This window comes from Paenibacillus catalpae (genome assembly GCF_900112695.1).
GTDB lineage: Bacteria > Bacillota > Bacilli > Paenibacillales > Paenibacillaceae > Pristimantibacillus > Pristimantibacillus catalpae.
Genome location: NZ_FOMT01000005.1, coordinates 17,628 through 29,027 on the forward strand (window position 1 = coordinate 17,628; position 11,400 = coordinate 29,027).

12 protein-coding genes are annotated in these 11,400 nt (G+C 47.7%); all 12 read left to right on the plus strand.

Translation table 11 applies throughout. The annotated features are described in order from the left end of the window. The first annotated feature begins 693 nt into the window (after nt 1-693). The 12 genes from BM200_RS21405 to BM200_RS21465 all read left to right on the plus strand — a co-directional run bounded on the left by BM200_RS21405 (nt 694) and on the right by BM200_RS21465 (nt 11,397). Nucleotides 694-873, plus strand: a complete 180-nt coding sequence (locus BM200_RS21405; RefSeq protein ID WP_091188702.1) for a lipoprotein — start codon at nt 694-696, stop codon at nt 871-873. A 55-nt stretch (nt 874-928) separates the two neighbouring features. Continuing rightward, a complete protein-coding gene (locus tag BM200_RS21410) occupies nt 929-1,453 on the plus strand; it encodes a GrpB family protein (protein ID WP_091188703.1) in 525 nt (174 codons plus the stop codon). Continuing rightward, nucleotides 1,450-1,902, plus strand: coding sequence for an NUDIX domain-containing protein (locus tag BM200_RS21415; protein ID WP_091188704.1), 453 nt, complete (start codon nt 1,450-1,452; stop codon nt 1,900-1,902). The genes BM200_RS21410 and BM200_RS21415 overlap by 4 nt, the downstream gene beginning before the upstream one ends. 26 nt (nt 1,903-1,928) lie before the next feature. Further along, nucleotides 1,929-2,402: a GNAT family N-acetyltransferase gene (locus tag BM200_RS21420; RefSeq protein ID WP_091188705.1), complete on the plus strand. Its 474-nt coding sequence runs from the start codon at nt 1,929-1,931 to the stop codon at nt 2,400-2,402. Nucleotides 2,403-2,419: 17 nt separating this feature from the next. Continuing rightward, nucleotides 2,420-2,728: a hypothetical protein gene (locus BM200_RS21425; RefSeq protein ID WP_091188706.1), complete on the plus strand. Its 309-nt coding sequence runs from the start codon at nt 2,420-2,422 to the stop codon at nt 2,726-2,728. Next, entirely contained in the window at nt 2,718-3,371 is a 654-nt protein-coding gene (locus BM200_RS21430) for an HAD family hydrolase (RefSeq protein ID WP_091188707.1), read from the plus strand. The genes BM200_RS21425 and BM200_RS21430 overlap by 11 nt, the downstream gene beginning before the upstream one ends. Beyond that, nucleotides 3,364-3,804, plus strand: coding sequence for a GNAT family N-acetyltransferase (locus tag BM200_RS21435; RefSeq protein WP_342716461.1), 441 nt, complete (start codon nt 3,364-3,366; stop codon nt 3,802-3,804). The genes BM200_RS21430 and BM200_RS21435 overlap by 8 nt, the downstream gene beginning before the upstream one ends. Before the next feature lie 362 nt (nt 3,805-4,166). Further along, nucleotides 4,167-5,807 carry an extracellular solute-binding protein gene (locus BM200_RS21445; RefSeq protein WP_091188709.1) on the plus strand — a complete coding sequence of 547 codons (1,641 nt, stop codon included), beginning with the start codon at nt 4,167-4,169 and terminating at the stop codon, nt 5,805-5,807. Nucleotides 5,808-5,937: 130 nt separating this feature from the next. Further along, complete coding sequence (locus tag BM200_RS21450; protein WP_245773134.1) at nt 5,938-6,792, plus strand: ABC transporter permease; 855 nt, start codon at nt 5,938-5,940, stop codon at nt 6,790-6,792. Nucleotides 6,793-6,803: 11 nt separating this feature from the next. Beyond that, nucleotides 6,804-7,685: a carbohydrate ABC transporter permease gene (locus tag BM200_RS21455; protein WP_091188710.1), complete on the plus strand. Its 882-nt coding sequence runs from the start codon at nt 6,804-6,806 to the stop codon at nt 7,683-7,685. A 23-nt stretch (nt 7,686-7,708) separates the two neighbouring features. Next, on the plus strand, nt 7,709-8,839 hold the full coding sequence (locus tag BM200_RS21460; RefSeq protein ID WP_091188711.1) for a glycoside hydrolase family 88 protein: 1,131 nt from the start codon (nt 7,709-7,711) through the stop codon (nt 8,837-8,839). A 188-nt stretch (nt 8,840-9,027) separates the two neighbouring features. Beyond that, on the plus strand, nt 9,028-11,397 hold the full coding sequence (locus BM200_RS21465) for a helix-turn-helix domain-containing protein (RefSeq protein WP_091188712.1): 2,370 nt from the start codon (nt 9,028-9,030) through the stop codon (nt 11,395-11,397). Nucleotides 11,398-11,400 lie beyond the last annotated feature (3 nt).

Genomic DNA, 11,400 nt, shown 5'->3' on the forward strand with positions numbered 1-11,400 from the left:
TTCGACCTGTTATATTTGCAAAAGAGAGTTTGGGGTCTTCGAGGGAACTCAAGTTTACGACCGAGTGAAACGAAACCGAAAAGGTATGCATTACTGCGAGGATTGCAAAGTACAGGATCGAACTTGAAGCACGCCTGCAGTTCTCTTGAAACAATATTGTCAGACGACAACAACATTTATACAATCGAAGTCGCATATATTGCGGCTTTTTTATTTTTTGTATAGAAGTTCTTGTCGTGAGCTCAAGACAAGAATTTCTATACAAAGCCGTATTAGAAGGCTTGCCAAAAATGCTTTGCACTCTTGGCGTTCACCCTCCCATGATTCCGTCAGCCGAGGTTTCTACTACGAGTACACGGAAGTAAGGTGATGACTTTTAATTCGAGATTAAAACAAAAAGATGTTGAACTAACGGGGGAACTTTAGCTCAATAAGCAACCAGGACGAAGCTGCCGGCACAATCGGCAGCTTCATTGCGTTAACAGGTATGTATATAAGTTCTTGTCGTTTTTGTATATAAGTTCTTGTCGTCCGACAAAAGTGTAAAGGATAATACTCTGAATCCTATCCATATTTAAGTTCTCGCCAATTAGAAATATTCATGCATCAAGCTAATCTCCTTTAAGAATAGTCTGATAGATTGTTCCAAAATGTGGTAGTATTTATAGGCCATGATGAGAAGGTGGGATCTCATTGTATAACTTTTATAAGGTTTTGCTGATCGTTCTTCTATGCTGTTTCCTTGCGGCATGCGGGCAAAAGATCAAAGTGTTTGAGGATTCTATAGATACGGTTGAAACCAATGAATTACTGGTCAATTGCTCGAAAGAAGTAAACAAAGGCGAGTCCGAGGTTAATGCTATTGGATATTGAATTCACAGCCAAAGAGATCATTTTACTTCATTCGAATAAATAAAGGAGTGGAATCATGCTTGGTTTGCCGCAAGGTGAAGTGTTTCTTGTTCCCTGGACTGAAGAGTGGGAGCATGCTTTTTTGTCGGAGAAAGCTAGAATAGAAGGTGAAATAGGCAGTCGAATCAACAACATTCATCATATTGGAAGTACGGCCGTGAGAGGGTTAAAGGCTAAGCCCATTATTGATATGGCCATCGAGGTGGAAGATTTTCAAGAGGGGTACGAATGTGTTCAAGGGTTGGAAAAAATAGGGTATGCGTATAAGGGGATTAACATCTTGCCTGACCGGCACTATTTCAATAAAGGGGAGCCTAGAACTCATCAAGTTCATTTGTATCAGACGGGCAGCCCGTATTTGTTGAGACAGCTTGCTTTTCGCGATCACCTGAATCAGCATATCGAAGCTCGAAACAATTATGGGCAGCTAAAGGAAGTGCTGGCGCTCGAACACCATAAGGATAAACTTGCCTATGCGGATGCCAAAACAGAATTTATCAATGTCATTTTAGAATATCTTAATTATCGGAGGTTGACATGAATTCTATTCGCAACTCTGCTAAAGCTATTATTATTCAAGATGAGAGAATGTTATTGACGGTCAATAAAGATGATAAGGGATTATTTTATATATGCCCCGGCGGCGGTCAGGAGCATTCAGAGAATTTGAGGGAAGCGGTTGTAAGGGAATGTATGGAGGAGATTGGTGAACAGGTGGAAGTCCTCGATCTTGTCCATGTCCGTGAATATATCGGCAGGAATTATGACGGCGGAGATCCAGGTACGCATCAGGTGGAATTTTATTTTGAGTGTAATCTGGTATCTTCAAGCCCAACCTTTGAAAATGTATCCGTTCCGGATCACTATCAAATAGGAATTGATTGGGTGGACATTAACCGGCTGGATGAAGTCCGATTTTATCCAAAAGAATTAGGGATGCGAATTAAAAATAAGGAAGGCAGCATTCGGTATCTGGGCGATGTGAACTAGTGGAGCTAAGAAAAAAGGAGAAATGCATGGAAGTCGTGAAGGCAACAAAAGAGGATATACGTGAATGGCTGGTGCTCGCTGCGGAAGTGGAAGAGCTTTTTGGGCCGATGGTTGATGATCCTTTGTTTATTCAAACGCTGGAGCGGAATATAGACGAGGGCAGAGCGTTTTGCATGAGGGAAAATAGCGATATTACAGGGTCACCCTTGCTTGGTGGTGTCATGATCTCAACTAAACATGCACCTAACTATAAGATCGGGTGGCTTGCTGTCTCCGAACGGGCGAGAAGCAAGGGGGTAGCAACGATGCTTATGAAGCATGTTTTGGGGCAATTTCAAGTGCCGGCCGAGGTGTCGGTAGTAACGTTTGGCGAGGATACCCCAACCGGACTTCCCGCACGAAAGCTGTATGAGAAATTCGGTTTTGTTCCGGTAAAAGAGACAGTGCCTCACGGTCCGGAAGGTGGAAGCCGTCAGTTGTTTAGGCTATTGCTAAGTTAATAGGTGGAGGGGAATCTATGAGATTCGAAGAACATCAAATCATAGAGTTGTTCAATAGTTTAACGCCGGCTGAACAAGATGAATTGACCCGTATGCTTACGAAAGTTTTTCAAACGGAAATATCAATAACTCCTGAAGCGCTGGCCGAAAAACCTCTTGAACAGCTCCTGCCGTTGCGGGATATCATACGCGGTTACGTATTAACAAAGAGGCGTATTCCCGATATTAGAGAGGCTTACGCTGCGCTTGATACGAGCAAACTTCCGAGGAAGGTCTCATTTGGCCGGATCCCGCGTGTCCAGGAAACGAATGACAATGAGAATTAAAGCGGTGCTTTTTGATCTGGATGGGACATTATTGGATCGTGATAAATCACTGGCTTTGTTCATTGAGGATCAATACGATCGTTATCCGGAGCTTCATAATGTACAGAAGAATGATTTTACGCAGCGGTTTATCGAGCTCGACCAGCATGGCTATGTATGGAAGGATCGAGTGTATCAGCAGCTTCTCGATGAATTCGCTATCGGCAGTATTAGCTGGGAGGAGCTCTTGGAGGACTACCTGCATTCTTTTCAGAAGCATTGTGTCGGGTTCCCCAATCTGGTTGTTATGTTGTCATCCCTTAAAAGTCACGAAATCAAGATCGCTTTAATATCGAATGGATATGGCCAGTTTCAATATGACAATTTCAAAGCGTTGGGCATTAGTCATTTCTTCGACGAGGTGCTTATCTCGGAATGGGAAGGCCTGCGTAAGCCGGATCCGGCTATTTTTCATCGTGCACTGTCTAAGCTGGGCGTAAAAGCAGAAGACTCTCTATTCGTCGGCGACCACCCTGACAGCGACATCAGGGCAAGCCGCGCGGTCGGGATGAAAGCCGTGTGGAAGCAAAATCCCTTCTTTTCCCATGATGTTGTGGCAGACGGTGTTATACAGGATTTGAAAGAGCTAATTTCATTTGTATAATCGAGCTGGCGAGTTGAGCGGGAGGAGAGAGGATCAACTGAAGCGGGAAATTATGATCAATTTACCCATTGAACCGCATGAGGTCCCGAAATTAAGAGAACTCGTGGGTTGGGATGGACGTCATTCTGATTATCCCACTTTGTTTAAGCGCTGCAATTTTTGGGCTGGTCTCCGGGATGAACGGAATGAACTAATTGCATTCGGTTATGTATCAGGAATGGGATTGCAGCATGGCTATATGGAAGATATAATCATTCATCCTCAGCATCAGAGAAAAGGAATAGGTCAGGCTTTAGTAAAGAAACTGCTTCAAGAGTCTGAACATGCCGGGCTCGAGATTGTAACCTTGACCTATGATACCAAACACACAGGTTTCTATACCGATTGCGGATTTGTTCCATGTTCCGGAGGTCTGTGGAGAAAGAAGACTTAATGTAATACTCAAGCAAAATAGACATTGATTACTTAATGCTTGGTACTAATCTCTAAAATGAAATGGATAGAGCCTCGGATATTTGCCGAAGCTCTATCCATTTTCTATTCTTTCCTCCTCTCCCCAGAGAGAAGGGAGGTACATTTCTGCCATTCCACCCTCTTCTAAGTCCTCCATTCTCAATTTTCCCCATTGCATTGTACTAATCATCACTCCTTCCATCAATTTAAATGGCGAAATCCTCAATTTCCCCTTCTCAATTCCCCATTCCATTGCATGTTTTGCCCATATCGATGCGGATTGCCCTCCTTTAATCTGTGGATGTAGCCATTTTCACTACACAATCAAACGGAGGTAGGGTCATGAAAAGATGGGTAGCAGGTTCACTCAGCATCGCTTTGCTGGGAACAATGCTCGCAGCGTGTTCTTCTAATAATGATAAGAACAGCGAAGGCACAAACGCTGCAAGCGGCGGCAACAATTCGGCGGAACAGCCGGCAGAAGCAACAACGTATCCGATCAAGACGGATAAGACGCTCTCGTATTGGGGCGAAATCAACGGTCAGCTGATCGGCGTGAAAGAGTCTCATAAGGATATCCCGTTTTTCCAGGAATGGCAGAAGAAAACCGGCGTACCGCTGGAGTTCACAGAGCCACCTACCGGCCAGGTAAAAGAAGCCTTTAACGTCATGCTCGCTTCCGGCAAGCTGCCGGATATGGTGGAGTACAACTTCATCGGCGACTTCCCGGGCGGCCCTGAGAAAGCGATCCAGGACGGCTATATCGTGAAGCTGAACGATCTCATTGATAAATACGCTCCTAACCTGAAGAAGTATTTGCAAGAGAATCCGGACATCGACAAAATGGTCAAAACCGACAGCGGCAGCTACTACGCGTTCCCGTTCATTCGCGGTGACGAGTACCTTCGCGTCTTCCAAGGTCCGATTATCCGCAAAGACTGGCTGGATGAGCTTGGCCTGCCGGTTCCGGAAACCATCGACGACTGGACAGCGGCACTTACGGCATTCAAAGAGAAGAAGGGTGCAGCAGCACCGCTTACCTTCAACAGCAAACCACGCTTCTTTAATGACGGCGGCAATGGTGCCTTCATGGGCGCATTTGGCGTAACTCGCGGCTTCTATCAAGAGGACGGCAAGGTTGTATTTGGTCCGGAGCAAGCAGGATACAAAGAGTACCTGGCTTTGTTCCGTGACTGGTATGCGAAAGGCCTGATTGACAAAAACATCGCAACAGCAGATACCAAATCGGTTGACGGCAACATCGCATCCGGAGCAACTGGCGCATCGATCGGCAATGCCGGCGGCGGGATCGGCAAATGGCAGCCGCTTGTGGAAGCCAAAGATCCTAAGGCCGTTCTGATCGGCGCACCATATCCGGTATTGAAGAAAGGCGACACGCCTAAATTCGGCCAGCATAACACCGCTTATGCTTCCGAAGGTACGGTAGCGATTACGACGCAAGCGAAAGATCCTGAGCTGGCTGTCAAAATGCTGGACTACGGCTACAGCGAAGAAGGCGGTTTGTTCTTCAACTTCGGTACGGAAGGCGTCAGCTACAACATGAAAGACGGCTACCCGACTTACACCGATCTTCTGATGAAGAACCCGGACAAGCTGGCTCCCGCGCAAGCGATCTCGCTCTATGCTCGCGGCAGCTACAATGGTCCTTTCGTTCAGGACAAACGTTATGCGGAGCAGTTCTTCGCTCTTCAAACCCAGCGTGACGCCGTATCGACATGGCAAAAAACGGACGCAGCGAAATACCAGCTGCCGCCAATTACGCCATCGCCGGACGAAGCCTCCGAGTATGCGGCTATTATGAACGACGTGAACACGCTGATCGACGAAATGTCCCTTAAGATCATCCTGGGGACAGAACCGGTCGAAGCATTCGATAAGTATGTAGAAAAAATGAAATCGCTGAATCTGGACCGTGCGATTGAAATTCAGCAGGCGGCTCTTGACCGCTACAACAGCCGTTAAGAGATAGAAGTTCGAGGAGGAGAAGGCGTTGTCTTCTCCCTCTCCCTCAATATGGAGCGAGGTGAATACCGGCGTGGGCAACAAAAACCGCTATATCCGCGATTTTAAGCTGAACAAACTGTTATATCTGATGATGCTTCCTGTCATCGCTTATTATATTATTTTTCATTACGTTCCGATGTACGGGGCATTAATCGCATTCAAGGAATATTCGCCGATGAAAGGCATTTTGGGCAGTGATTGGGTAGGACTCAAGCATTTCCATGATTTCTTCAGCAGCTACTACTTTACAAGGATCCTTAAGAATACGCTTGTCATCAGCTTGTATTCGTTAATCTTTGAGTTCCCCGCACCAATTCTGCTGGCGCTGCTAATTAACGAGGTTCAGAGCAAGACGTTCAAAAAGGTAGCCCAGACGATAACGTACATGCCTTACTTTATCTCTCTGGTCGTGATTTGCGGGATCATTACTGATTTTACGAATGCTGACGGCATTATTAATAGATTGTTTATGCTGTTTGGGTATGACGGCCAGGCGATGCTGCAGAAGCCGGAGCTGTTCCGTCCGATTTATATTTTATCAGAGATCTGGCAGCGGATCGGCTGGGAATCGATTATTTATATCGCGGCCTTGATGAGTATCGACCAGGAGCAGTATGAAGCAGCCAGGATGGACGGCGCAAGCCGGCTGAAGCAGATTTTCTACATTACACTGCCGGGCATCCTGCCTACGATTACCATCATGTTCATCCTGCGGATGGGCAATATGCTTAACGTTGGTTTTGAGAAAATCATTCTGTTATACAACCCGGTTACTTACAATACGGCGGATGTGATCTCGTCCTTCGTCTACCGGAAAGGTCTATTGGAATTTGGATGGAGCTACAGCTCGGCGGTTGGATTATTCAACTCCGTTGTTAACCTTGCCTTGCTTGTAACCGCCAATTATATCAGCCGCAAGGTGAATAAAAGCAGCTTATGGTGAGGTGAGAGTTGATGCAGATAAAGGCGACCTTTTCCGAGAGAATATTTGACGTCATTGTCTATGCCGTTCTTTTGATTTTGATCGTGTCGACGTTATATCCGCTGCTATATGTCCTGTTCGCTTCCTTCAGCGACGCGGGACAGCTTGTAGCCAATAAAGGCATTCTATGGCATCCGCTCGGATTAAGCCTGGATGCGTATACGAGCGTATTCAAGAATCCGGGGATTACGACCGGTTATAAAAACACGCTGTTTATTCTGGTGTTCGGTACCGCGCTTAACCTGATCATGACCGCATTAGGCGCATATGTGTTATCGCGCAGAGATGTGCTGTGGAACAATTGGTTTATGGGTCTTATTCTGTTAACGATGTTTTTCAGCGGCGGCTTGATTCCGATGTACCTGGTCGTGAAAGGTGTAGGCCTCCTGAATACGTTATGGGCAACCATTATTCCTTTTGCGATCAGCACCTTTAACCTGATCATTATGCGTACGGCCTTTAAAGGCATTCCGGAAGCGCTCGAAGAATCGGCAAAGATCGACGGGGCGAACCATTTTACAATCTTGTTCCGGATTATCATCCCTCTCTCGATGCCGGTTATCGCGGTTATGATCCTGTATTATGCCGTGGACAAATGGAACGGCTGGTTTTACGCATCGATCTTTATCCGAAGCCGTGAATTGTTCCCGCTGCAGCTCGTGCTGCGCGAGATTCTGATCGCCAACTCAACCGACAGCATGTCGTCGGGGGCTTCGGCAGGAGACCGGTTCCAGATTGGCGAAACGATTAAATATGCGACGATTATGGTGGCGACAGTTCCTATCCTGTGTGTCTATCCGTTCGTACAGCGTTTCTTCGTTAAAGGCGTTATGGTAGGTTCCGTTAAAGGCTAAATTTTGTTCAAGGAGGCAGAACAATGCAGGCAAGCTCGGTTCAAACGAAATTGGATCTTTCACGGATCTGGAAGCAGCTTGAAGAGAAGGTAGACCGCATGATCGTTCAGATCGGAGGCAAGTCTCCGCATGTGGCGAAGGCAGACGGGATTTACGATGATCAGAGAGCAGACTGGTGGACCTCGGGCTTCTGGCCGGGTATTCTGTGGCTGATGAACGAAGTGACCGGCGAGGAAAAATATAAGGCGGCTGCATGGGAATGGGATGAGAAGCTGGAGAGGCAGATGCTTGTTCCGAACTCCTTCGACCATGATGTAGGCTTTCATTTCCTGCCGACAGCGGTTGCGAAATATCGGATTACAGGAGACAAGGATGCACAACGCCGCGGCTTGTTCGCCGCAAACTTTATGGCAGGCCGCTTCAATCTGAACGGCAGATTTATCCGTGCCTGGAACAGCGACATGCATGGCTGGTCGATTATTGATACCTGCATGAATCTGTCCCTCTTGTACTGGGCTTCGGCAGAGAGCGGGGATCCGCGGTTCGCCCATATGGCAAGCGCGCATGCAGATACCGTATTGCAGTATTTCATCCGCGAAGACGGCTCGGTTAATCATATCGTCTGCTTTGATCCGGAGACAGGCGAACTCGACCAGGTGCGCGGCGGACAAGGAGCAGCGCCTAATTCCGGCTGGAGCCGCGGTGCTTCCTGGGCCCTGTACGGCATGGCGAATACTTACCGCTATACAGGCAATATCGAATACTTGCGCGCGGCACAGCGCGTTGCCCATTACTTCATTGCGAATTTGCCGGATGATCATGTTCCGCATTGGGATTTCCGGGCATCCGAGAATATGGACGAAGAGCCGCGTGATACATCGGCGGGTGCAATCGCAGCTTCCGGTCTGATCGAACTGGCTTCCCTCTTAACGGAGAAGGAAGGACGTGTCTACCGTGAAGCGGCGGAACGGATTCTTGGTTCCCTATATGCCAATTACGGCACTTGGGATGAGCCTTCGCATGAAGCGATCCTGAAGCATGGCACCGGTCATAAGCCGGCGGGACAAAATGTCGACGTGTCTCTCATTTACGGAGATTATTTCTTCGTGGAGGCGATCGCGAAGCTGAACGGCTGGAAGCAGCGGATGTTCTAAATTTCGTTATAGATCGTTTTATATCAAATAGCCCGATTGGATGATTCCAACGGGCTATTTGTGCTGTTTTCAGCGGCCAGTTGAGCTATCGTCAATCGTTTTGCACATTTTGAAACTTCCTTCCGCCCCTTTTCTATGCTTATAATAAGGTTCTATTAACTCTTAAGTATAGGCGAGGAGATCTTGGTTTGAATATTCAATCCATATGGCAGAAACGGAAGAGCATTATCGTGACATGGCTCATTTCCTATTGTGCGGTATTATTCGTACCGATTCTAATCAGCTTAATTGTCTATTCGCAGTCGAGCGCGGCACTCCGGAGCGAGATTCACCGTGCCAATGATTCGCTGCTTAAGCAGGTCGGCTATACGATTGACAACCAGGTTGATCTGATGAAAAGGCTGACGATGGAGCTGACCTGGAACGCGCGGCTTCAGACCTTGATGTATTCAAGCAGATCCGAAGCGGACGCGCAATTTGACGCCTATCAGTTAGTAAAGGAATTTCAAACCTACCAGACCTCCTATGCGTCTATTGATGAATTTTACGTCACATGGGAGCGGGAGCATGCGGTACTCCGTTCCGGTAATGTCAGGGATATGAAGACGGCTTTTGAGACCCTTCACGATACCGGCGAGATGAATTATAACGACTGGCAGACTGCCGTCGAGAACTCGGAGCATAATCAGTTTACTCTGCTGCCGCTTACGGATGCGGGGAATACCCAATCCTCCATCGCATATATCACTCATCTGCCCAAGGATTTGAACGGCAGACAAGCCGGGACGGTTGTGGTCATGGCCGACTTGGCCAGATTCCAGAATGCGATTAAGAGTATCTCGGGCTTTAGCGGCGGTTATGTTCTTATTCTGAACCGCAGCAACGAAGTGCTGCTGTCTAATCTGCCGAAGAAGCAGGGAGAAGAGGCAGTGCTGCAGCAGGTGCGAAGCGGCGGCAAGGACATGCCGGCTTCGATGAAGTATGGAGACTCGGAAATCTTCTACCTGCAATCGTCCGTATCGGACTTGAAGTACGCGCTTGTTATTCCGAGCAGTATCTACTGGCAGAAGGCGGAATACGTCCGCAAGCTTACATTAGTAAGCATATTGATCAGCGTTATGGGGGCAGGCGTGCTCACCTGGTTCTTTATGCGCCGTAATTATTCGCCGATTCAGCAGCTTGTTCAGTCGCTGACGGATAAGAATAATACGGAGGAGCACACCGAGTGGAATGAGCTTAACTTTATTCAGCGGGCGGTCAGCCGAACGCGAAGCGAGAAGGACAATATTGCGATGCAGCTTCAAATGCACCATAATGTGCTGCGGTCCAATATGCTGAGCAGGCTGCTCAAGGGTCGCCTGGATTCGCCGATCCCTTATGAGGAAGCGTTCAAGACCTACCGCATGGAGCAAATATCCGATGATTATGCTGTCATCTTATTTGTGATCGAGAATGATGAAAGCCTTTACGAGAAGCTGCCCGGCATTGACGATAATGAGCGGAGAAGATTCGTTCAATTCATTATCAGTAATGTCGTGGAGGAGCTGGCCGGCCGCTATAAGCACGCAGGTTATGTGGCAGAGGTTGATGATATGATGGTCTGCCTCGTGAATTTATCCGCTGAGGATGAGGTTGAGGTTGACGGAGATTACAAGAAAGATCTGCATGAGATAGCAACAGAGGCGCAGCGTTTCCTGAAGCGTTATGATCTGGATCTAACCGTAGCGATCAGCGGCAGGCACAGCACCTTGCCGGGCATTGCGGCTGCATACAGCGAAGCGGTTGATGCTATGGAATACAAGATGGTGCTCGGCAAAAAAGGCATCATTACGTACGACGAGATCCGAACATCGCCGTCAGATGCCGTACAGTTCGGCTATTATTATCCGCTGCAGGCGGAGCAGCAGCTGATCAACCTGATTAAGAGCGGTGATTTCGAGCAGGCCTCCGCCTTCATGAACGATATTGCAGAGCGGAACCTCAGGCAGCCGATGATGAATCTGACGCTGGCCAAATGCTTTATGTTTAATCTGGTTGGAACGATGGTGAAGGCCATTAATGAACTAGGCGACGGCAAAGGCAGCGTTCTGAACGATAATCCGAATTGGATGGACCGTATAATGGCTTGCGATACGATCCAGGAGATGCAGCAGGAGCTTCATTCTTTGCTGCGGGATGTATGCGTTTTCGCCTCTACAAGGCTGGAGTCCAACATGACGCATGAACGGGCAGAGTCCATACGTGATCTGTCCGCCCGCGTGGCCGGCTACATTGAAACCAATTACAGCGATTCGAATATGAATGTGAATACGATTGGCGAATACTTCGACCTGAAGGGCAGTTATTTGTCCAAGCTGTTTAAGACGCAGACGGGGGAGGGGCTGCTGGATTATCTGCATAAATATCGGATCCATCAGGCCAAAGAGCGGATGACCGAACATCAGGAATCCGTTAATGAAGTATCGAAGGCAGTTGGCTATAACGATGCCGCGACATTCATAAGGGTATTCAAGAAGTATGAAGGCATTACACCGGGCAAATACAAGGAAATGAATTAGGGG

Excerpts from the sequence above, each read along its gene's own strand:
- BM200_RS21455 (WP_091188710.1), top strand. The coding sequence starts at position 6,804 with ATGCAGATAAAGGCGACCTTTTCCGAGAGAATATTTGACGTCATTGTC.
- BM200_RS21415 (WP_091188704.1), top strand. The coding sequence starts at position 1,450 with ATGAATTCTATTCGCAACTCTGCTAAAGCTATTATTATTCAAGATGAG.
- BM200_RS21450 (WP_245773134.1), top strand. The coding sequence starts at position 5,938 with ATGATGCTTCCTGTCATCGCTTATTATATTATTTTTCATTACGTTCCG.
- BM200_RS21420 (WP_091188705.1), top strand. The coding sequence starts at position 1,929 with ATGGAAGTCGTGAAGGCAACAAAAGAGGATATACGTGAATGGCTGGTG.
- BM200_RS21425 (WP_091188706.1), top strand. The coding sequence starts at position 2,420 with ATGAGATTCGAAGAACATCAAATCATAGAGTTGTTCAATAGTTTAACG.
- BM200_RS21430 (WP_091188707.1), top strand. The coding sequence starts at position 2,718 with ATGAGAATTAAAGCGGTGCTTTTTGATCTGGATGGGACATTATTGGAT.
- BM200_RS21410 (WP_091188703.1), top strand. The coding sequence starts at position 929 with ATGCTTGGTTTGCCGCAAGGTGAAGTGTTTCTTGTTCCCTGGACTGAA.
- BM200_RS21445 (WP_091188709.1), top strand. The coding sequence starts at position 4,167 with ATGAAAAGATGGGTAGCAGGTTCACTCAGCATCGCTTTGCTGGGAACA.
- BM200_RS21460 (WP_091188711.1), top strand. The coding sequence starts at position 7,709 with ATGCAGGCAAGCTCGGTTCAAACGAAATTGGATCTTTCACGGATCTGG.